The sequence below is a fragment of the Paucibacter sp. Y2R2-4 genome, from assembly GCF_025717535.1.
Lineage (GTDB): Bacteria > Pseudomonadota > Gammaproteobacteria > Burkholderiales > Burkholderiaceae_C > Paucibacter_A.
This window is the reverse complement of the sequence record NZ_JAJIRO010000001.1, coordinates 1,451,508-1,471,919: the sequence shown is the minus strand read 5'-3', so window position 1 is coordinate 1,471,919 and position 20,412 is coordinate 1,451,508. Positions and strand designations below refer to the sequence as shown.

Here is a 20,412-nt window from a genome sequence, read left to right as displayed (position 1 = left end):
GGGCGTGTGATTGTGCCGCGTCCGCGCGCAGCCACCGTTGGTCATGCTGACGCGTTTTTTTGCCTACTGCGCGCTGCTGGGTGCGCCGGTGATCAGCGTGACCCAGCCCGGCGCGGCCAGCGCTTGGCGCAAGACCCGCAGCACTTGGGCGGGCGTGACTTGCAGCAGCTGTGCTTCCTCGGCGCCTTCTTCGCTGAGAAAGTTGCGCTGGGAGTCGAACTGCGCCAGCAGGCTGGCGGCGAGAAAACCGTCTTGACTGCGCTGCTGGCGCAGATCGGCAAGCAACTGGCGGCGCACACGTTCGAGCTCCGCAAGGCTCGGGCCCTCTTGCAAGAGCCGCTGGATCTCCTCATGCATGGCCGCTTCCAGCCGCCCCGCCATGGCCGGCGCGCCACTGGCCTGAATGCTGAAGCGCGCCCGGTCGCCTTGAGTGGGCACTTGCAGATGAGCGCTGACCGAGTAGCTGATGGCTTCTTGCTGGCGCAGGCGCTCGGCCAAGCGCGAGCCATTGGCCTCGCCTTTGCCGGCCAGCACTCGCGTGCCCAGCAGCAGTGCGCTGTAGTCCGGGTCATGGCGCTTCATGGCGAAGGCCTGCTGCATCAGAATCTGGGCCGAGCTTTCCTGCGGCGCCTGGCCGGCCGCCTGGGTGGCGATAAAGCGTGCGCCCATCACGGCCCGGTGCGCCGGGCGATGGGCTTCATAAGGCGTTGAATCAGCGGACTGCCAGTCCCCGAACAGGGTTTCAATTTGCGCCGCCAAGGCTTCAGTGAGAGGCTCAGGCAGAGCGCCCACCACCGCCACCTGGGCCTGCTTGGCGGACCAAAAACGGCGATGGAAGTCGCGCACCTGCTCGGGCTGCAGCTCACGCCAGATCTGCAGCAACTCGGCGGCTGAAGGCTGATAGTCCGGGGTGCTGGGCAGCAGACCTTGCTGTTCGTTCAGATAGCGGCGCAGCCGCTCTTGCACCGTGCCCACCGATTCGCGCGCCGCGGGCTCCAGCGAGGCCAAGGCCGTCTGCCGGGCGCGCTCAAAAGCGGCGTCATTCAAGCGCGGCTCGCGCAGCAAGTCGCGCACCAATTCCAGGGCCGACAGCAAATGGGCGCGGCGGGTGCTCAGGCGCAGTTGTAGACCCTGCGGCCCGCTTTGCACCCGGATGTCGGCCTGCAGTTGCTGGCGCAGCTGGCGGATCTCGGCCGCATTGCGGCGGCCCGCGCCATCTTCCAGCATCGCTGCCAGCGGCCGCCAAGCCTGCAGCCTGGCCATATCTTCGGCCCGGCCCCAGCGCAGTTGCAGCAGCAGCGTTACTTCGTCAAAAGGGTTGGCCTTGGGCAGCAGGGCCAAATGGATGCCGCTGGGCAGCTGCAGGCGCTTCACCCGCTGTTCAAGCGCCGCCGGGTCGGTGTCAAAGGGCTGAGCCTCGGCAGCGGTGGCAGGGCGGCTGTTGCTGGGCGAGAGCAGGGCGCCGCCGGACTTGATGCGCTCCATGCCTTGCGAGGGATCCTTTACCGTGGTCACTTCGGCGGGCTTGGCAAACAGGCTGGCGAAAAAGCCCTGCGGTGCGTCCCCGGTTTCGCTGCTGCGCAGGCTGGCATCGGTGACGGCACGCACCAGCATGCGGTTCTCCGGCCGCACATAGTGGGCGGCGACACGGCGCACGTCATAGGCGCGCAAGCCCGGCAAGGCATCCAGCAGCTTGAAGGGCAAGCGCCAGTCGCCCGCGCCAATCGCATGGCTGATCAGCTGGGCCGCCTGCTCCGGGTCTTGCAACTGGCGGCGCAGCTGGCTGGCCGTCTCCAGCGCGACGCGCTGCACCAGCGCGTCGCCCAGGCGCTGCGGGTCGGCGAACTGACCCAGGCTGAGCAGCCAGCGGTCCTCAATGCTCTCCAGCTCACGGCGGCTGGCGGCCGAGTCGCTGGCGCTGTTTGGCAGCAGCAGGGCCAAGCCCAGCAGATTCGGGTCGCGGCTCAGCGGCATGGCTTGCAGCAGGCGGGCTTGGCCGCTCAGCGGCGGCTCTTGCACCCAGCGCATGCTGGCAGCCTGCAGCAGCTGGCCCAAGACCATCAAGGCCGCTGCATCGGCGTGCGCCATGCCGGGGGTGCGAAAGCCCACGGCCAGTGCGGTTTGGCCGCTGCGCACGGTGCTCAGACGCGGCGCTTGCTGGGTGGGCTCGGCGGCGATTTCCTCGGGGTCATCGTCAGTGCGGGAGGTATCGGCGAGCGAACCAAAGGCCTGCCCCGCAGCCTCCAGCGCGGCGACCGGGTCAAACGCGCCGGAGATCATCACCACCGCTTGGCTCGGGCGGTAGTGGCGCGCGTAAAAGGCCTGCAAGCGTTGCAGCGACAAGGTCTCGATGTCGGCGCGAAAGCCAATCACCGGCCGGCCATAAGGGTGCTGGCGAAAGGCACTGGCCTGCAGCGCGTGGTTCAACTGCTGAGGTAGGGCGCTTGCGCGCAGCCCCATTTCGTTCAGCACGATGGGTTTTTCTTTCTCGAAGTCTGCCGCGTTGAGCAAGGCGTCTTGCATGCGGGCTGCTTCGAGCTGCAGCACCCGACGCAGCGTGGGCGTGTCGGGGCTGAAGCTGCTGAGGTAGTTGGTGCGGTCCAGGGTGGTGGTGCCATTCCAGCGCACTTGCATCTGCTGCAACTCCGCCGCCAGCTCGGGTGCCTGCCGGCTGCCGCGGAAAGTCAGGTGCTCCAGCAAATGGGCCATACCGGCCTCGCCCGGCCCTTCGTGGCGGCTGCCAACGCGGTAGGTGACCGTCACCCGCGTCAGGGCGTGTGCGCTGACTGGCATCAAAAGCAGGCGCAAGCCGTTGGCAAATTGGTACTCGCTGATGCCTCCGACTGTGCGCAGCTCGCGCGGCGTTGGGCTCGTGCTGATTTGCGCCTGCAACAGGCCCGGTACCGCGCCCAGGCACAGAGCAAAAAACAGGGTCAGCCCAGCAGTGGCGGGTCTGGCACGGCGCTCGCGGTGGGGGCCTGCCTTGGGCTGCATTGGCTGGGTTATCGGCGTCATGCCCTGCATTCTGGGGGTGAAGTGTTGCGCCAGAACCGCAGCCGCCCTTTGGATAGGGGGTAGATCAAGCCCGGCCTTCGGGACTACCCTTAACCTAGGGTTTTCACTAGATTTTCACAGTTCTGGGGGAGGAGTGTTCATGGTCTTGAACGAGTTGCGTGGGGCGAAGCTGTTTTCGCCGGACACCGAGCGTCTGGTCTTGCGCCCACCTCAAGACAGCGATCTGGAGGCCATGTTCGAGATTCAGGCCGATCCCACGGTCAATCGCTTCAACGCCGCCGCCATGCTGAGCACTCGCGAGGCCGCCCAAGAGCTCTTGCAGTGTTGGCAGCGCCATTGGCAGACCGAAGGCTTTGGCTACTGGGCGATTGCTTTGCGCACGCAGCCCGAGCAGGTCTTGGGCTTTGGCGGCCTGATGTCCAAGCGCATTGACGGCCAGCAAGGCCTGAGCCTTTACTTCCGTTTCCGTCCGCAGGCCTGGGGCCAGGGCTACGCTTCGGAGATGGCCTTGGCCGCGCTGGCCTTGGCCTTTGAGCATTTGCGGGCGCCGGCCGTGCTGGCCCTGGTGCAGCCGGCCAATATGCCCTCGCGCAAAACTTTGGAGCGCATCGGCCTGCATCTGAAAGCCTCTTTGGCCGATGTGCCGGGCCAAGCGCCCAATCTGCTTTATGAAATCACGGCCGCCGCCTTTGCCGCCGCGCCTAAGCTCAAGCCTGAGCCCACGCCTTTCGGCGCCTAAAGCAAAACATCAGCGCTGCCCGGACTCAGCGGAGGCCGTCTGCCGCAGCAGACGCCGCGCCATCCAGCCCAGTCCCACTACGCTGAGGATCAGCACCGCCCACAGCGCTCCGCGCCGCAGGGTTTCTGCCTCGGGCTTGGCGAGTTGCGCCAGCCGCTCCTTCATGCCGGGTTCCGGCTGTGGCTGCAGCGCGCCGTGCTGGGCTTCGGGCAGTTTGAATTCATCGCCGTCTTGATAGCCGGGAATCAGGCCGACCAGCGGCCGGGCCGCGGGCGCGGCAGCTTCGCGGCCGACGCTGAGCCGCAAGCCTGGCGCCGCATCGGCCGGCGTCTGAGCACCGCGGGCGAGCAAGACCAACTGCGGCGCTTGCCACTGCCATTGCAGGGTTAAAGGCTGGGCGGCCAGCGCGCCGGCTGAGGCATCGCCCATCAAGCGCCAGTAGCGCGCTGGCTCAGCCTGCAGCGTGTGGGCCGGAGCGCTGCTGTCCACCCCCGCGCGCAGCAAGCGCCAGGCGACGAACTGGCTCACTGGCCGCCAGGCTTCGTCTTCCCGATTGCGTTGCTCCAGGCGCAGGTTCAGCAAGCTGTTCACTTCCGGCAATGGCACGCTCAGGGCCAGCGGCGCCATTCGGCCCTGCAGATCGCTCGTCCATTGCGGGGCTTGGCCAGGCTTGGCCGCCACCGGATCGAAGCGAACCATGGCTTGCTGCGGCGCGGCCGCGGGGTGGCTTCGGCTCAGCGTGATGTCGCTGCGGCTCAAGCTGAGCGCGGTGTCGAACTGCAGACGCAGATAACGGGGCAGGGCGACGGCATTCGGCTGTAGCGGCCAGCTCAGGCTTTTGATGCTGAAGCCTGCATTTGTGCTGCTTTGTGGAATGCCTGGCGGTAAGTCCAGCAGCCGTGCCTCGGTGATAGCCTGCCACTGCTGCGCATCCGCGCTGGCTTCGACCCTCAGCTGCGTGCTCAGTCCGCCAGTGCGCGTCGGCCAGTCCAGGCTGAGGCGGCTGATGTGTTCATCGGCTCTTGCGCTGGACTGCAGGGCGCTCAAATCCAGCAACCAGGTCTTGGCCGTGGCGGGCTGACCGCTTGGGCTTTGCTGGGCGGTAGCAGGCACGCTGCTGGCGCCGGCTTGCACGCTCAGCAGCGTGCCTTCGGCATTCGAGTGCAGGCGAATTTGCAGCTCGCCCTGGCCCGAGCGGCTGGCCGGGCTTTCCGGCCAGGCAAAGCGTGGCAGGGGCAGCTCGCGCTGCAGTTCTGCGGCCGGCGCGGTCTTGGCCCAGGCCATGGGCAAGACCTGCCCCTGGGCATCAAAAATTCGCACATCGGCCAAGCCTGGGCTGCGCGAAGCCTGTAAGACGGCCCAGGGTAGGCTGAGCCTTTGCAAGCCTTCGGCCGGCGCCAAGCGGATGGCTGCATGCTGGGCGTACAGGCTCGGTTGATCGCTTGTGCTGGGGCCGACGGCCCCGGCCGTTGTCGCCACGAGAGCAAAAACCCCGGAAGAGAACTTCAGCAGAAATCGAGAAGCGGGCTTCATGGTGGGCTGGCTTTGGGTGCAGATTTGGGGGCAGGAGGCGCTGCGCTAGGTGGCAGCGGCGAGACATAGCCGATCACCAGCATCAAGCCCCCCACCGCCAGGAAGGAAATGATGCGCTGCAAGCTGCCCAGGTGGGACAAGTCGATCAGGAAGAGTTTCAGCACCACCACGCCCAACAAGACCGCCCCCGCCATCCAGACCGGGCGAGCCAGGCCGCTTGGCGCGCGGCGTGTGGCCCAGAGCATGGTGAGCAAGGCGCAGATCGTCCACAAAACGCTCAAACCGGTTTGCACCGGCGCGGATTCGAGTGCGCCGTAGAGCCACATCGGCGTGTCAGCCCAGTGATGCAGGCTGCGCACCAGCAGCGAGTTCAGCCACCAAAAGGCCGCGCCCAGGGCCAGCACTTGCATCAAGCGCGCGGGGCTAGGGCCTAGCTGTCGCCACAGCTTCAGCCCATAAATCAGCACCAAGCCATGGGCCAGGTCGAGCGGGTTCAAGAGCGGCAGATAGGGCAGCGGTGCCATGGCGGCATCACAAAAGACATTGACCAGCCAGACCCAGATCAAGAGCAGCAGCCAGCCCGGTTGCAGCAAGCCGCGCTGGTAGGCGGTTTGCAAGCCGTCTTGCGCGCGCATCGGCCAGCGCTGTGCATGCAGGCGCGCCAGCAGGCCCAGGCCGAGTAAGGTGGGCAGCACGATGGCGGCCGCCGGCGTCCAGCCCTCGTGGCGTTTGATCAGCTCCGAGGCCAGGGTGTAGAGGAAGAAGCCCCCTTGCAGCACGGCATACCAGGCCAGCAGCAGATGTTCCAAAGCCAAGCTGCGGCGTTCGATTTTGCTTTCAGAAGACGCTTGCGAAGCGGCAGCCAAGCGCCACAGGCCCAAGGCCAAGAGCAGCAGTGCTTCCAGCAGACCCCAGCCCTGGAAGTAGCGATTCCAAGCCATATGGGGCCCCGGCATATCCAGCAAGGCCGCGCCGGAGTAGAGCAGGGCGATGGTCATCAAGCTGCGTTCCACCCAGCGCAGCCCAGGCCAGCCGTGCAAGCGCTGGCTGAGCGCCAGGCCCAGCACCAGCAAGCCGCTCCACAGACAGGCCAAGGCTGGCGTATCCAAGCGCCCTTGATCCCAGGCCAACAAATCCGCCAGGCCGAAGCGCCACAGCGTTGCCGCGGCAATCGCCAGCATCAGGCCTTCGAGCATGGGGCTGCGCAGCCCATGCGCCAGGCCTTTGCTCTTGCTTTCGACGCCTTCTGCCGCGCTCTGTTGCCGTAAGCGATGCAAGCAAAAAGCACTGAAGCCGCAGGCTAGCGTCAGCAAGAGCGCGCCGAGGAATATGCTGTTGAAGAACACATGGCCGCCGGCCGCGCTGCCTGATTGCAGCTGGGCCAGACCCAAACTGAAGGCCGCGCCCACCTGCAGCAGCAGGCCCAGCACGGCCGCCCACCAGCGGCGCTGCCGCAAAGCGATCCAGAGCACCCCGGCGCCTTGCAGCGACCAGGCCGCGCTGCTCCAGCGTGCGTCCAAGGCCAGCGGCGTGACCAAGGCGAGGAAGATCAGGCCCAGAGCCACCATGCCTTCAATCAGCAACAAGAGCCGGCCGCCAGCGCGCTTCCACAAGGTCTGACCCACCAGGAGGTAAATAGCGGCCAAGGCGGCGGCGCTGAAGGCCAGGGCCATGGGCTGCCCGCGCAGCAAGGCCGCTTGCAGACCGAAGGCGACGATGGGCAGGCCGAAGAGCAAGCTGCCATCGACCAGCGCAAGCGCGGGCTTCTCGGGCGCAGCGTCCTGCGCTCGTGCCTCGGTCAAGCGCAGCGCGTACTGCACCGTGATGTAGAGGTAGAGCAGAAAGTGGGCCAGCAAAAAGGGCTCGGTGCTCCAGAACAGTTCGGGCTTGTAGGCCGAGTAGCCCCAGGCGGCGCCGATGCCAAAGGTGAACACAAAGCCTTCCAGATTCAACAGCTTCCAGGCCTTGTGGCGCGCCATCCAGGCGATCGCCAAATTCAGCAGCAGTTGGTAAGAGAACAAAGCGCTGTGGCTGCCCTGGCCGGTGGAGGTCAGTACCGGCGCCAGAAACGCGCCACCAAAGCCCAGGGCCGCCAGCACCAGCGCGTCCTGCCGCAGCGCCAGCACGGTGGTGACGGCCGCCAGCGCCGCCAAGAGGCCAAAGCTCAGCCCAACCGGCAAGACACCATAGATTCGGTAGGCGGCAAAGAGCAGCAGATAGGTGAGGCCAACGCCAGCGCCTTGCAGCGAGAGGCCATAGCCGCGCCGTTTGGGCGTTAGGCGCAGGCCCAAGCCCGTCAGCGCCAGGCCCGCTAGAGCCACTCCGACCAGGCGCAGCTCAATCGACAGCTGGCTGTGCTCGGCCGCATAGCGCAGCAAGAAGGCCACGCCGATGAAGAGGATCAGCACGCCGACGCGGACGATGGTGTTGCCGCCGCGGAACCAGGCGAGCAGCGAGGCGCCCAGGGAGCTGGTGATGCTTGCGCTTTGCTCTTCAACGGCCTCGGCTACGGCCGGCGCAGGCGCCATGGTGGGGGTAAGCACCCTGGGTTCGGGAAATTCGGGAATAGCTTCTGCGGGCAGGGCTTGCGGCGGGCTCGTGAGTGCAGTGAACGGTGCCTTACTGGGCTGAGGTGTTGCCGTGACGACGGGCGGCGCCAGAGGAATGTCCTGGGCTGAAGCGCTGGCTTGTGGCGAGGCAGACGCTTTCTTGAGCGCCGCCAACTCGGTCGCGAGGCGCTCCAAGCGCTTGTGAATCTGGCCGAGAAAAACACCGCCCAATCCGCCCAGAACCACCAAGCCACCCAGGGCGCCGAACAACTGCCCGACAAACCAAGCGACGGCCAGCCCCGCAATCAATGCAAACCAGTTCATCCGGCGGCCTCCCAGCTCTTTTGGATTGAAATGATTCTAGGGGTCTCGCCTGGGCAAGAAAAAGCCCCGCCGAAGCGGGGCCTGGAGGCATTTCTGCAGAAGCTAGAGTCGGCGATCAAGCGTCTGCGCGGCGACTGCGAGCCAAGCCGCCAAGCATCACCAGCCCCACGGCCATCAAGGCGTAGCTAGATGGCTCGGGTACGGCGGCGGTCAACATGGCGGCCGCGATCAATTGATGGCCTTTGGCGCTGGGGTGAAGGCCATCCCAAAACATGGCGGTGGCCGGGTCGCAATTGTTGATGGCTGCACCGCAGGCATCCGTCACGTTGACCAGCCCGTAGTTGGCAGGGGCAGCCTTGACCTGGGCGGAGAAGCTGTAGAAGTCAAAAGTCTTGACGCCGACCTCGTCCGCCAAACGGTAGGCCAGCGCTTCGTTCATGGTGGTGGCCAGCAAATCAAGCGTGTCTTGAGCGCCGTAGACCGAGGCGAAGGGGGCTAAGCCCACATTGGGCGAGTTCCAGACCACAAAATTCTTGGCGCCGGCTGCTTGCAAACTGTCCACCATGGCACCGATGTCGGTGGCGTAATTACTGGCGTTGCTGGAAATGATCTTGATGCGCTGGCTCGGCGTCAGCGTTGGGTCGCTCATGGCTTGCAGCGCGATCTGGGCGTTGATGCCTCCGCCGGCCACGATGTAGAGCGCATCGCTATCGGCCACATTGTGGGTGTCGTTCAGAAACAGGCCGATCTGCGTTTTCATGCTGATGGGGCCGGGCACGGTCAAGCTGGTGTGGGCGCCTCCATGGGCATAGTTGGTGCCGCCCGCCCAAGAGGGGGCAGCACTCAAACCCAAGCTTGCCGCAAAGGTGGTGGCCCAGACGGGGCCGTTCGAGTATGTGCCGAGCGGGTAGCCGCCGGCCGGAGCGTAGGTATTGCCCGGCAGGTAGCTGTTGCCGGTGACCACTTGGGTGGGATCAAAGGCGCCGAGGATGGAGTTGTTGCCACTGTCCGACAAACTATCGCCAAAAACATAGACCTTGCTGTAAGCCAAGGCCTGAGTGGGCAGGATGAGAATAAGACTGCCCAGCGCAAGCGCCGAGAGTCCAAGAACACGTGTGAGTAGATTGGATTTCATGGCGCTCCGATCAAAGACTTGGACAGCAAGGATGTAACGAGATGTGTAGTTCTCAAGTTAGCATAACTTGGTATCTGCGCCTACCGGTAAAACATGCAGACAGCTCACCCCCTCAGAGGGGATGGCTGCTTTGGCAAGGGTACGGCGGGGAAATTCCTGAGCCCATTCAGATCAAGTACCCGCACACCGCCATATTCCACACGGATCAGCTGCTGGCTGGCCAAATGGTTCAGGGCTTGGTTGACCCGTTGCCTTGACAGGCCGACCAGATAGCCGAGTTCTTGCTGGGTGATGCGCAAGTGGTCGCCCACCCGGGGGTAGAGCTGTGGATGGAACAAGGCGGCCAGGTGGCGGGCCACGCGGAGATCGGGGTCGGAGATGCGGTCCATCTCGCGGGCGGCGATGAATTGGCCGACTCGCTCGTTCAGCTGGTTCAGCATATAGCGATTGAAGCTGATGCTGGTTTCCAGCAGCTGATGAAAGGCTTCGATCGGCAGGCCGGCCACCACGCTGCGCCTCAATGCTTGGATGTTGTAGCGGTAGGCTTCGCGCTTGAGCAGGGTGCCTTCGCCAAACCAGCCGCCGGGCGGGATGCCGGTGAAGGTGATGGCCGGGCCGCTGGAGTCGTCGTTGCTCATCTTCAGCAGGCCGTCAATCACACCAAACCAGAAGTTAGCCGGTCGACCAATTTTGCAAACTCGCTCGCCCACCTCAGCGTCGGCCACTTGCAATTGGGCGATGGTGGCTTGGCGCTGCTCGGGCGTCAGCACCAGCAGCCAGGGAATGGCTTCCAACTCCTGTGCTGATGCGGCGCGTGCGCGTTGACGCAAAGGGGCTTGGCTGGAGTCTGGGGCGCTCATGCCTCAGTGTCGATGCCAAAACATGACGCCAGGCTTACGAGGCACCTTTTAGGGGCTAGGGGAAAGCACGGGGCGGGGAAGTCCCTTGGATTGTCATTGCAACGACAACATGGCGTCAAAGTCCAGCCTAGGATCGCAGCGTGTTGAGGCGGCGGGTGCACCGGTTTCGAGCAGAGTGCGCTGTCAGTGACGGCCCCAGCACCGATCACCGATCAGGAGACAAACAAGGTGGTGAGCACATTCCCCCGGCTCTTGTTAGAGCATGCGGCTCAGCGGCCCGACGCCGCGGCATTGCGTGAGAAGGAATACGGCATCTGGCAGGCGCTGAGCTGGAGCCAGCTGGCGGCCTTGGTTCGCGAGATGGCGCATGGCTTTGCGGCGGCCGGTCTGCGCCGGGGTGATCATTTGGTGGTGGTGGGCGAGAACCGGCCGCGCTTGTCGGCAGCCATGTTGGCGGCCCAGTCGCTGGGGGCGATCCCGGTGCCGCTCTACCAAGATGCGGTGGCGGCCGAGTTTGTCTTCCCCATCAATAACGCCGAGATTGCGTTTGCCGTGGTGGAAGACCAAGAGCAGGTCGACAAGATGCTGGAGTTGCGCGACTCTTGCCCGCAGCTCAAGACCATCTGGTTTGATGACCCGCGTGGTCTGCGCAACTATGCGGAGACGGGCCTCGCGTCTTTGGATGATTTGTGCGCCCGAGGCCGAGAGCATGCTTTGTCCGCCCCAGGCTTTTTCGCCGCCGAGGTGCAGGCTGGGCAAGCCGAAGATGTGGCCGCCATGTTCTTCACCTCCGGCACTACCGGCAACCCCAAAGGTGTGGTTCATACCCATCTGAGCCTGATCGACCGGGCCCAGGCCGGCGCCCGTTTTGACCATTTGACACCGCAAGAAGAGGTGCTGGCCTATCTGCCGCCGGCATGGATCGGCCAAAACATCTTCAGCTTTGCGCAGTGGCTGGTCTGCGGCTATGTGGTGAACTGCCCTGAGTCGGCCAGCACGGTCAGCATCGATCTGAAAGAAATCGGCCCCACTTATTACTTCGCGCCGCCGCGGGTGTTTGAGGCCTTGCTGACCAGCGTGATGATTCGCATGGAAGACGCCAGCGCGGCCAAGCGCTGGCTGTTTGGGCGCTGCATGGCCCTGGCCCGCCGCGTCGGCCCCGCGCTGATGGACGGCAAGCCGGTGAGCCCCATCGACCGCTGCAAATACGCATTAGGCAATCTGGCCATTTACGGCCCCTTGCGCAACACCCTGGGTCTCTCCAGGGTGCGGGTGGCTTACACGGCGGGTGAGGCCATAGGGCCAGACCTGTTCAGCTTCTATCGCAGCATCGGCATCAATTTGAAGCAGCTTTATGGGTCGACCGAGACAGCGGTTTTCGTCTGCTTGCAGCCCGACCATGAGGCCCGCGCCGACACCGTGGGTGTGCCGATCGAAGGGGTGGAGATCAAGCTGGCTGAGAGCGGCGAGATCCTGATCAAGTCGCCCGGCTTGCTCAAAGGCTATTACAAGAACGAGGCGGCCACGGCCGAGGTCTTGACGCCCGAGGGCTGGTACCACAGCGGTGACGCCGGTTTTATCGATGGCCATGGGCACCTGAAGATCATCGACCGCGCCAAAGACGTGGGCCGCATTCGCGGCGGCGCCCACGACGGCGCGATGTTTGCGCCCAAGTATGTGGAGAACAAGCTGAAGTTCTTCGCCCACATCAAGGAGGCGGTGGCTTTTGGCGATGGGCGCGAGAAGGTCTGCGCCTTCATCAATATCGACTTTGACGCGGTGGGCAATTGGGCCGAGCGCCGCAATCTGCCCTATGCCGGTTACACCGACCTGGCGCAAAAGCCCGAGGTGTATGAGTTGATTCGCGACTGCGTGGAAAAGGTCAACGCCGATCTGGCCGAAGACGCGATGTTGGCCGGCAGCCAGATCAGCCGTTTTCTGATCCTGCACAAAGAGCTGGACGCGGACGATGGCGAACTGACCCGCACCCGCAAGGTCCGGCGTGGCGCGATTGCAGAAAAGTATGGCGTGCTGATTGACGCGCTGTACGGCGGCAAGAACTCGCAGTTCATCGAGACCGCGGTGAAGTTCGAGGATGGGCGCAGCGGCTCGGTTTCGGCGGATTTGAAAATCACGGACACCCAGACCTTCCCAGCCGTTCGGAGGGCAGCCTGATGACCGAGCGAAAGATTGGCGAGGTCATTCTCGAGGTCGAGAACATCTCCTTGAGTTTTGGCGGGGTGAAGGCGCTGAGCGACATCAGCTTCAATGTGCGTGAGCATGAGATCCGCTCCATCATCGGCCCCAATGGCGCCGGCAAGAGCTCGATGCTGAACTGCATCAACGGGGTGTATCAGCCTCAGCAGGGCGAGATCACCTTTCGCGGCCAGCACTTCAAGCATATGAACTCACGGCAAGTGGCCGAGATGGGCGTGGCCCGGACCTTCCAGAACCTGGCCCTGTTCAAAGGCATGAGCGTGCTGGACAACATCATGACAGGCCGCAATCTGCACATGAAGTGCAATCTCTTCTGGCAAGCCCTGCGCGACCCCTTCGGCTGGGGCCCGGCCGAGCGTGAAGAGATCGCCCAGCGCGAAAAGGTCGAACGCATCATCGACTTTCTGGAGATTCAGGCCTACCGCAAGACGCCGGTGGGGCGCCTGCCCTATGGCTTGCAAAAGCGCGTCGATCTGGGCCGCGCCTTGGCCATGGAACCCAGCGTGCTGTTGCTGGACGAACCCATGGCCGGCATGAATGTGGAAGAGAAGCAGGACATGTGCCGCTTCATCTTGGACGTCAATGATGAGTTCGGTACCACCATCGTGCTGATCGAGCATGACATGGGCGTGGTGATGGACATCTCCGACCGGGTGGTGGTGCTGGACTACGGCAAGAAGATCGGCGACGGCACACCCGATGAGGTGCGGAGTAACGAAGACGTCATCCGTGCCTATTTGGGCACCAGCCACTGAACAGAGGCGATAGCGACGATATGGGATTCTTCCTCGAAACACTGATGGGTGGGCTAATGTCCGGCATGTTGTATTCGCTCATCGCCTTGGGCTTTGTGCTGATCTACAAGGCCTCGGGCGTGTTCAATTTCGCTCAAGGGGCCATGGTCTTGTTCGCCGCCTTGGCGATGGCGCGCTTTGCTGAGTGGATTCCGCAGTGGACCGGGGTGCAAAACCAGCTGATGGCCAATCTGCTGGCCTTTGTTGCGGCGTTTGCGGTGATGGTGTTGGTGGCCTGGGTGATTGAGCGACTGGTCTTGTCGCGTCTGGTGAACCAAGAAGGCATCACGCTTTTGATGGCCACTTTGGGCATTACTTATTTTCTCGACGGATTGGGTCAAACGCTTTTTGGCAACGACATTTACAAGATCGATGTGGGCATGCCCAAGGACCCCATCATCGTGGCCGAGTCGCTGTTCCAAGGCGGCATTCTGCTCAGCAAAGAAGACCTCTATGCCGCCTTGATCGCCGCTTCCTTGGTCGCGCTATTGGCCCTGTTCTTCCAGAAGACGGCCACCGGCCGTGCGCTGCGCGCGGTGGCCGATGATCATCAAGCGGCGCAGTCCATCGGCATCCCGCTGTCCACCATCTGGGTCATCGTCTGGAGCGTGGCTGGCTTTGTCGCTCTGGTGGCCGGCATCATCTGGGGCAGCAAACTGGGCGTGCAGTTCTCGCTCTCGCTGGTGGCGCTGAAGGCCTTGCCGGTGGTGATTTTGGGGGGGCTGACCTCGGTGCCCGGCGCCATCATCGGCGGGCTCATCATCGGCGTGGGCGAGAAGCTCTCCGAGATTTATGTCGGCCCGCATTTGGGCGGCGGCATTGAGATCTGGTTTGCCTATGTGCTGGCGCTGCTGTTCTTGCTGATCAGGCCTCAGGGCCTTTTCGGCGAGAAGATCATTGACCGCGTCTGAGCCGAGAGTCGGAGAACAAGATGCTCTATCGCGAAAACGGCCAGTTCAAATCCAGTTATCACGCCGACCAGCAAATCTTGCCGATTCGGCAGGACCGCATGGCGATGGCCATGCTGCTGCTCATCGCCTTTGTCGTGGTGCCTCTCACCGCGCCGGAATACTGGTTTCGAGCCATCCTCACGCCCTTCTTGATCCTCTCCTTGGCCGCGCTGGGCCTGAACATCCTGGTCGGCTATTGCGGCCAGATCTCGCTGGGCACCGGGGCCTTTATGGCGGTGGGGGCCTATGCGGCCTATAACTTCCAGGTCCGCATCGAGGGCATGCCGCTGATTGCTTCGCTGTTGCTGGGCGGCCTGTGCTCCACCGCGGTGGGTGTGATTTTTGGTGTGCCCTCATTGCGCATCAAGGGTCTCTATCTGGCGGTGGCCACGCTGGCGGCGCAGTTCTTTGTCGATTGGGCGGCGCTGCGCTTGAAGTGGGTGACCAATGGCTCGGACTCCGGTTCGGTCAGCGTGGCGGGCTTGCAGGTGCTGGGGGTGCCGATTGAAAGCCCGGTGGCCAAGTATTTGTTCTGTCTGAGCTTTGTGCTGGTGTTTGCGCTGCTGGCCAAGAACTTGGTGCGCTCGAATATTGGCCGCGAATGGATGGCCATGCGCGATATGGATGTGGCGGCGGCGGTGATCGGCATCCGCCCCATTTACGCCAAGCTCAGCGCTTTCGCCGTCAGTGCCTTCATCGTCGGCGTGGCCGGCGCTTTGTGGGGCTTTATCCACCTCGGCGCTTGGGAGCCGGCGGCCTTCAATATCGACCGCAGCTTCCAACTGCTCTTCATGGTCATCATCGGCGGCCTGGGCTCCATCATGGGTGGATTTTTGGGCGCGGCTTTCATTGTGCTCTTACCTTTGCTGCTGGAGCGGGCCCCGCATTGGCTGGGCATCCCGCTGTCTACGGCCGTGTCCTCGCATCTGACCAGCATGGTTTTCGGTGCGCTGATCGTCTTTTTTCTGATCGTTGAGCCGCACGGGCTGGCGCGCCTCTGGGCCACGGCCAAAGAGAAGCTGCGGCTGTGGCCCTTCCCGCACTGAGTTCCCTTTACTGTCTTTTGACCCCAAAACGTACAACACCGGAGACCGCCATGAAACTGAAGTCGCATGCCATCGCCGCCACCTTGCTGGCCGCCGGACTCTCCGGCTGGGCCAGTCAAACCCTGGCTCAAGCCAAGGAACAGTTCTTCCCGCTGCTGGTTTACCGCACCGGCGCCTATGCCCCCAACGGCACGCCCTGGGCCAACGGCAAGCAGGACTACCTCAAGCTGATCAATGCTCGCGACGGCGGCATCAATGGCGTGAAGTTGACCTTTGAAGAATGTGAAACCGGCTATGCCACCGACAAGGGCGTGGAATGCTATGAGCGCCTGAAAGGCAAGGGCGCAACCCTGGTGGACCCTCAGGCCACCGGCATCACCTTCGCGCTGACCGATAAAGCTCCTAACGACAAAATCCCGCTGATCACCTTGGGCTATGGCCTGTCGGCCGCGCAGGACGGCAATGTCTTCAAATGGAACTTCCCGCTGATGGGCAGTTACTGGACGGCGGCCGATATGTTGATCCAGCACATTGCCAAGAAGGAAGGCGGCTTCGACAAGCTCAAAGGCAAGAAGATCGCCATCGTTTATCACGACTCCCCCTTCGGCAAGGAGCCGATGCCGTTGCTGGATGAGCGGCAAAAGATGCACGGCTTTGAGCTGGTAAAGATCCCGGTCACCGCGCCCGGCGTTGAGCAAAAGTCGGCCTGGTTGCAGGTGCGCCAGCAGCGCCCCGACTATGTGCTGCTCTGGGGCTGGGGCGTGATGAATTCCACCGCGCTGAAAGAAGCGCAAGCCACTGGCTATCCGCGCGAAAAAATGTATGGCGTGTGGTGGTCGGGTGCCGAACCGGATGTCAAAGACGTGGGTGAGGGCGCCAAGGGCTATAACGCGCTGGCGCTGAACGGCTATGGCCAAAGCTCCAAGGTCGCGCAAGAGATCCTCAAGCATGTGCATGGCAAAGGCCAGGGCACCGGCCCCAAGGACGAAGTGGGTTCGGTGCTCTACACCCGAGGCATGATCATTCAGATGCTGGGTGTCGAGGCCGTGCGCCGCGCGCAGGAGCGTTTTGGCAAGGGCAAGGTCATGACCGGCGAGCAGGTGCGCTGGGGCTTGGAGAACTTGGCCCTGGACCAGAAGCGCCTGGATGCGCTGGGTTTCAATGGCTTGATGCGACCGATCAGCACCTCTTGCGCCGACCATATGGGCTCCAGCGCGGCGCGGGTGCACACCTGGGACGGCGCCAAGTGGAACTACAGCTCCGACTGGCTGCAGGCCGACGAGCAAATCATCAAACCCATGGTCAAGACGGGCGCGGACAAGTACGCGGCGGAGAAGAAGCTGACCCGTCGTAGCCCGGAGGATTGCCAGAGCTGATTCGGGTATGGGCGGGTGAGGCGCTTCGAAAGAGCGGGCCGGCGGCGCGTTCTGCTACGTGTCATTCCGGCGTGACCTGGGGTCACGCCTCCCTTCTTTACCTCCGCAGAACGCACCGCCGACCCGGTCCCCCGTGCGCAACAAGTCGGTTCGGTCAGGCACAGGAAGATTTATGAGTACCCCAAGCATTCTTCTCAACGTCAACGGCATCGAGGTCATTTACAACCATGTGATCTTGGTGCTCAAGGGCGTGTCGCTGCAGGTGCCTGAGGGCGGTGTGGTGGCGCTGCTGGGCGGCAATGGCGCGGGTAAGACGACAACGCTGCGGGCGGTGTCCAATCTGCTGGCTGGCGAGCGCGGCGAGGTCACCAAGGGCAGCATTGAGCTGCGTGGCGAGCGCATTGAAAAGCTCTCCACCGCCGAGATGGTGAACCGCGGCGTGATCCAGGTGATGGAAGGGCGGCATTGCTTTGCCCATCTCAGCATTGAAGACAACCTGCTGACCGGCGCCTACACCCGGCGCGATGGCAAGGCGGCCGTTGCCGCCACCTTGGAGAAGGTCTACAACTACTTTCCGCGCCTGAAAACGCGGCGTAGCTCGCAAGCCGCTTACACCTCGGGCGGCGAGCAGCAAATGTGCGCCATCGGCCGAGCGCTGATGGCCAACCCCAAAATGGTTTTGCTGGATGAGCCTTCTATGGGCCTGGCGCCGCAAATCGTTGAAGAGGTCTTCGAGATCGTCAAAGACCTCAATAGCAAAGAAGGCACCACCTTTTTGCTGGCCGAGCAAAACACCAATATGGCTTTGCGTTATGCCGACTATGGCTACATCTTGGAGAACGGCCGGGTGGTGATGGACGGCCAAGCGCAGGCACTGCGCGAGAACGAAGACGTCAAGGAGTTTTACCTCGGCATGGGTGGCGGCGATCGCAAGAGCTTCAAAGACGTGAAAAGCTATAAGCGCCGCAAGCGCTGGTTGGCTTGATTTGAGTCGCGTTGAGCAGGAGTGTTGCCATGAATGATGACTTTTTTGCCCCGCCCACCTTCAAGCCGGATGAAGCCCTGCTGCAGCTCAAGCGGGCGCTGCGCGACATTCGATCGCTCAGCGAGCGTGCCAATGCCTACAGCTTGCAGGGTCAGGTCGTGCTGGCCTTGAGCGTGGCGGACGGCAAGCTGTGCGCTCGTTTGGCCAAGCGCCCCGCGCACAGCCCGGAATGGGAGAGTCGCGAGTGCAAGTCCAGCGCCGAGGTGCGCAGCCTGCAAGATGAAATCAAGCGCCGCGTGGCGCGCTGGACGGATGAAACGCCATGAGCCTGAGCAGCAACAGCCCTTTCTATGACGCCTTGGAAGCCCGCGATCCGCAGGCGCGCGAGCAAGCCTTGATGTCGGCCTTGTCCACGCAGGTCGCCCATGCGCAAGCGAATGCCAGCGCTTATGGCGAAGTCTTGGCCGGTGTGGACGCACAGCAGGTGAACAGCCGCTCGGCCTTGGCGGCGCTGCCGGTGACGCGCAAGGCCGATGTGCTGGCGCGCCAGCAAGCCCTGCGCGGGACCGAGGCCTTTGGTGGTTATGCCACGGTGGGTTGGGGCAGCTTGTTGCGTCGTGGGCCGGTCAGGCGCGTGTTCCAGTCGCCCGGCCCCATCTATGAGCCCGAGGGCCAGGCCAGCGACTACTGGCGGGTCGCGCGCGCCCTATACGCCGCCGGCCTGCGCGCTGGCGATCTGGTGCACAACAGCTTCAGCTACCACCTCACACCAGCGGGCTCGATGATGGAAGGCGGCGCACATGCGCTGGGCTGCTCGGTGTTTCCTGGCGGTGTGGGCAATACCGAATTGCAGCTGCAAGCGATCTCGGACTTGCGCCCGCAAGCCTATGTGGGCACGCCCAGCTTTTTGAAGATACTGATGGACAAAGCAGCGGAGCAAGGCAGCGAAGCCATGCGCACGGTGAGCAAGGCCTTGCTCAGCGGCGAGGCTTTTCCGGCCGCGCTGCGCGACTGGTTGGCCGAGCGCGGGGTGAGCGCCTACCAGTGCTATGCCACCGCCGACATCGGCCTGATCGCCTATGAAACCATGGCCCGCGAAGGTCTGGTACTGGACGAAGGCGTGATTCTCGAAATCGTGCGGCCAGGCAGCGGCGAGCCGGTGCCGGAGGGTGAAGTGGGCGAAGTGGTGGTGACCACGCTGAACCCTGATTACCCGCTGATTCGTTTCGGCACCGGTGATCTTTCGGCGGTTTTGCCCGGCGCCTGCCCAAGCGGCCGCAGCAACACCCGTATCAAGGGCTGGATGGGCCGTGCCGATCAATCGGCCAAGGTGCGCGGCATGTTTGTGCATGCCAGCCAGGTGGCGCAGATCGTCAAGCAGTTTCCCGAAGTCGCCCGCGCTCGTTTGCTGATCGAGGGTGAGATGGCCCAGGATCAGATGCGCTTGCAGGTAGAAGTGGCGGCGCCGATTGAAGGGCTGGCCGATCGACTGGCCCAGGCCGTTCGAGATTTGACTAAGTTGCGCGCCCAAATTGAACTGCTGGCACCGGGCAGCTTGCCCAACGATGGGCGGGTGGTCGAAGATCGGCGCCGCATCGACTGAGCTACGTGTTTCCCGATATGGCGGGTCGTGGCGCAGGTTCTAGCATGGGGCATCAACACATCCCCTTTGCGAGGACGCCGATGAAAAAGCTTCTGACCCTCAGCCTGCTGGCGCTGGCCGCCGGAACCGCTTGTGCCGACTACCCGGAGAAACCCATCACCATCGTCGTGCCTTTCTCGGCAGGCGGCCCCACCGACAAGGTCGCGCGCGACCTGGCCGAGGCGTTGCGCAAGCCGCTGAACGCCACCCTGGTGATCGAGAACGTCGGCGGTGCCGGCGGCACCTTGGGCGCCACCAAGGTCGCCAAGGCCGCGCCGGACGGCTACACCCTGCTGCTGCACCACATCGGCATGGCCACTTCGCCGGCGCTGTACCGCAATATGCAGTACAAGACCTTGGAGGACTTTGAGTACCTGGGCCTGGTCAATGAAGTGCCGATGACGCTGATTGGCCGCTCCACACTGCCAGCCAACACCTATGCCGAACTGGCCAAGTGGATGGATGCCAACAAGGGCAAGATCAATCTTGGCAATGCCGGGCTGGGCTCGGCCTCGCATCTGTGCGGCTTGCTGTTCCAAAGCACCATCAAGCTCGACATGACCACGGTGCCCTACAAGGGCACTGGCCCGGCCATGACCGACCTCTTGGGCGGCCAGATCGATCTGATGTGTGACCAGACCACCAACACCACCCAGCAGATCGAAGGCGGCAAGGTCAAGGCCTACGGCGTGACCTCGGCCAAGCGCCTCACAGCACCGGCCCTGGCCAAGCTGCCGACGCTGGATGAGTCCGGCCTGAAGGGCTTCAGCGTCGGCATCTGGCACGGCGTCTACGCGCCCAAGGGCACGCCCAAGGTGGTGCAAGACAAGATCAGCGCCGCTTTGAAAGTCGCTTTGAAAGATGCGGACTTCCAAAAGCGCCAAGAAGCGCTGGGCGCCGTCATCGTGACCGATGCGCGCACCAATGGCGCCGAGCACAAGAAGTTTGTTGAGGCCGAGATCGCCAAGTGGGGCCCCATCATCAAGGCAGCGGGTCAGTACGCCGACTGAGGACAAAAAGGCTGCCTGCGCAGCCTTTTTCGCCTCAGGAGGGGCCGGAGCTCTGCGACGGCGCGCCCTGCAAGGGGACTGAGGACAAAAAGGCTGCCTGCGCAGCCTTTTTCGCCTCAGGAGGGGCAGGAGCTCTGCGACGGCGCGCCCTGCAAGGGGATTGATCGAAGTGTCTGAAGTCTCGCTCAACAAGATTTGAGCTTGAACGCAAAACGCCAGGGTGCCGCGAGGCCCCTG

At 63.4% G+C, this 20,412-nt stretch carries 15 protein-coding genes; 10 read left to right on the top strand and 5 right to left on the bottom strand.

Going from position 1 to position 20,412, the window contains the following annotated elements; genetic code table 11:
* Positions 1–63: 63 nt before the first annotated feature.
* Complete coding sequence (locus tag LNV06_RS06505; protein WP_263537390.1) at positions 64–3,015, bottom strand: M16 family metallopeptidase; 2,952 nt, start codon at positions 3,013–3,015, stop codon at positions 64–66.
* Between the two features lie 139 nt (positions 3,016–3,154).
* On the opposite strand from LNV06_RS06505, the gene LNV06_RS06500 reads away from it, so the two are divergent.
* A complete protein-coding gene (locus tag LNV06_RS06500) occupies positions 3,155–3,754 on the top strand; it encodes a GNAT family N-acetyltransferase (RefSeq protein WP_263537389.1) in 600 nt (199 codons plus the stop codon).
* A 9-nt stretch (positions 3,755–3,763) separates the two neighbouring features.
* Here LNV06_RS06500 and LNV06_RS06495 read toward each other — a convergent pair whose 3' ends face one another.
* The 4 genes from LNV06_RS06495 to LNV06_RS06480 form a co-directional block, all read right to left on the bottom strand.
* Entirely contained in the window at positions 3,764–5,287 is a 1,524-nt protein-coding gene (locus LNV06_RS06495; protein ID WP_263537388.1) for a DUF3999 family protein, read from the bottom strand.
* Entirely contained in the window at positions 5,284–8,160 is a 2,877-nt protein-coding gene (locus tag LNV06_RS06490; protein WP_263537387.1) for a DUF2339 domain-containing protein, read from the bottom strand. Before LNV06_RS06490 ends, LNV06_RS06495 begins: the two co-directional genes overlap by 4 nt.
* 115 nt (positions 8,161–8,275) lie before the next feature.
* Positions 8,276–9,295 (bottom strand): SGNH/GDSL hydrolase family protein, encoded by a 1,020-nt coding sequence (locus LNV06_RS06485; protein WP_263537386.1) that lies wholly within the window; start codon positions 9,293–9,295, stop codon positions 8,276–8,278.
* Positions 9,296–9,399: 104 nt separating this feature from the next.
* Positions 9,400–10,155 (bottom strand): Crp/Fnr family transcriptional regulator, encoded by a 756-nt coding sequence (locus LNV06_RS06480; protein ID WP_263537385.1) that lies wholly within the window; start codon positions 10,153–10,155, stop codon positions 9,400–9,402.
* A gap of 228 nt (positions 10,156–10,383) precedes the next feature.
* Between LNV06_RS06480 and LNV06_RS06475 the strand changes: the two genes are divergently transcribed.
* The 9 genes from LNV06_RS06475 (at position 10,384) to LNV06_RS06435 (ending at position 20,175) form a co-directional block, all read left to right on the top strand.
* Positions 10,384–12,330 (top strand): AMP-dependent synthetase/ligase, encoded by a 1,947-nt coding sequence (locus LNV06_RS06475; RefSeq protein WP_263537384.1) that lies wholly within the window; start codon positions 10,384–10,386, stop codon positions 12,328–12,330.
* Positions 12,330–13,127, top strand: coding sequence for an ABC transporter ATP-binding protein (locus tag LNV06_RS06470; protein ID WP_263537383.1), 798 nt, complete (start codon positions 12,330–12,332; stop codon positions 13,125–13,127). The genes LNV06_RS06475 and LNV06_RS06470 overlap by 1 nt, the downstream gene beginning before the upstream one ends.
* 20 nt (positions 13,128–13,147) lie before the next feature.
* Positions 13,148–14,077, top strand: coding sequence for a branched-chain amino acid ABC transporter permease (locus tag LNV06_RS06465; RefSeq protein ID WP_263537382.1), 930 nt, complete (start codon positions 13,148–13,150; stop codon positions 14,075–14,077).
* A 20-nt stretch (positions 14,078–14,097) separates the two neighbouring features.
* Positions 14,098–15,162, top strand: a complete 1,065-nt coding sequence (locus LNV06_RS06460; protein ID WP_263537381.1) for a branched-chain amino acid ABC transporter permease — start codon at positions 14,098–14,100, stop codon at positions 15,160–15,162.
* Positions 15,163–15,212: 50 nt separating this feature from the next.
* Entirely contained in the window at positions 15,213–16,538 is a 1,326-nt protein-coding gene (locus tag LNV06_RS06455) for an ABC transporter substrate-binding protein (RefSeq protein WP_263537380.1), read from the top strand.
* A 172-nt stretch (positions 16,539–16,710) separates the two neighbouring features.
* The gene (locus LNV06_RS06450) at positions 16,711–17,523 is read left to right on the top strand and encodes an ABC transporter ATP-binding protein (protein ID WP_263537379.1); all 813 of its coding nucleotides are present in this window, start codon (positions 16,711–16,713) and stop codon (positions 17,521–17,523) included.
* 29 nt (positions 17,524–17,552) lie between these two features.
* Positions 17,553–17,849 carry a hypothetical protein gene (locus tag LNV06_RS06445; RefSeq protein WP_263537378.1) on the top strand — a complete coding sequence of 99 codons (297 nt, stop codon included), beginning with the start codon at positions 17,553–17,555 and terminating at the stop codon, positions 17,847–17,849.
* Positions 17,846–19,126, top strand: a complete 1,281-nt coding sequence (locus tag LNV06_RS06440) for a phenylacetate--CoA ligase family protein (RefSeq protein ID WP_263537377.1) — start codon at positions 17,846–17,848, stop codon at positions 19,124–19,126. Before LNV06_RS06445 ends, LNV06_RS06440 begins: the two co-directional genes overlap by 4 nt.
* 80 nt (positions 19,127–19,206) lie before the next feature.
* Positions 19,207–20,175, top strand: coding sequence for a tripartite tricarboxylate transporter substrate-binding protein (locus LNV06_RS06435; protein WP_263537376.1), 969 nt, complete (start codon positions 19,207–19,209; stop codon positions 20,173–20,175).
* Positions 20,176–20,412 lie beyond the last annotated feature (237 nt).

What these genes read in the sequence shown, in the direction of transcription:
- LNV06_RS06470 (WP_263537383.1), top strand. Translation starts at nt 12,330, where the DNA reads ATGACCGAGCGAAAGATTGGCGAGGTCATTCTCGAGGTCGAGAACATC.
- LNV06_RS06450 (WP_263537379.1), top strand. Translation starts at nt 16,711, where the DNA reads ATGAGTACCCCAAGCATTCTTCTCAACGTCAACGGCATCGAGGTCATT.
- LNV06_RS06490 (WP_263537387.1), bottom strand. Translation starts at nt 8,160, where the DNA reads ATGAACTGGTTTGCATTGATTGCGGGGCTGGCCGTCGCTTGGTTTGTC.
- LNV06_RS06440 (WP_263537377.1), top strand. Translation starts at nt 17,846, where the DNA reads ATGAGCCTGAGCAGCAACAGCCCTTTCTATGACGCCTTGGAAGCCCGC.
- LNV06_RS06480 (WP_263537385.1), bottom strand. Translation starts at nt 10,155, where the DNA reads ATGAGCGCCCCAGACTCCAGCCAAGCCCCTTTGCGTCAACGCGCACGC.
- LNV06_RS06485 (WP_263537386.1), bottom strand. Translation starts at nt 9,295, where the DNA reads ATGAAATCCAATCTACTCACACGTGTTCTTGGACTCTCGGCGCTTGCG.
- LNV06_RS06435 (WP_263537376.1), top strand. Translation starts at nt 19,207, where the DNA reads ATGAAAAAGCTTCTGACCCTCAGCCTGCTGGCGCTGGCCGCCGGAACC.
- LNV06_RS06505 (WP_263537390.1), bottom strand. Translation starts at nt 3,015, where the DNA reads ATGACGCCGATAACCCAGCCAATGCAGCCCAAGGCAGGCCCCCACCGC.
- LNV06_RS06495 (WP_263537388.1), bottom strand. Translation starts at nt 5,287, where the DNA reads ATGAAGCCCGCTTCTCGATTTCTGCTGAAGTTCTCTTCCGGGGTTTTT.
- LNV06_RS06465 (WP_263537382.1), top strand. Translation starts at nt 13,148, where the DNA reads ATGGGATTCTTCCTCGAAACACTGATGGGTGGGCTAATGTCCGGCATG.
- LNV06_RS06460 (WP_263537381.1), top strand. Translation starts at nt 14,098, where the DNA reads ATGCTCTATCGCGAAAACGGCCAGTTCAAATCCAGTTATCACGCCGAC.
- LNV06_RS06455 (WP_263537380.1), top strand. Translation starts at nt 15,213, where the DNA reads ATGAAACTGAAGTCGCATGCCATCGCCGCCACCTTGCTGGCCGCCGGA.
- LNV06_RS06445 (WP_263537378.1), top strand. Translation starts at nt 17,553, where the DNA reads ATGAATGATGACTTTTTTGCCCCGCCCACCTTCAAGCCGGATGAAGCC.
- LNV06_RS06500 (WP_263537389.1), top strand. Translation starts at nt 3,155, where the DNA reads ATGGTCTTGAACGAGTTGCGTGGGGCGAAGCTGTTTTCGCCGGACACC.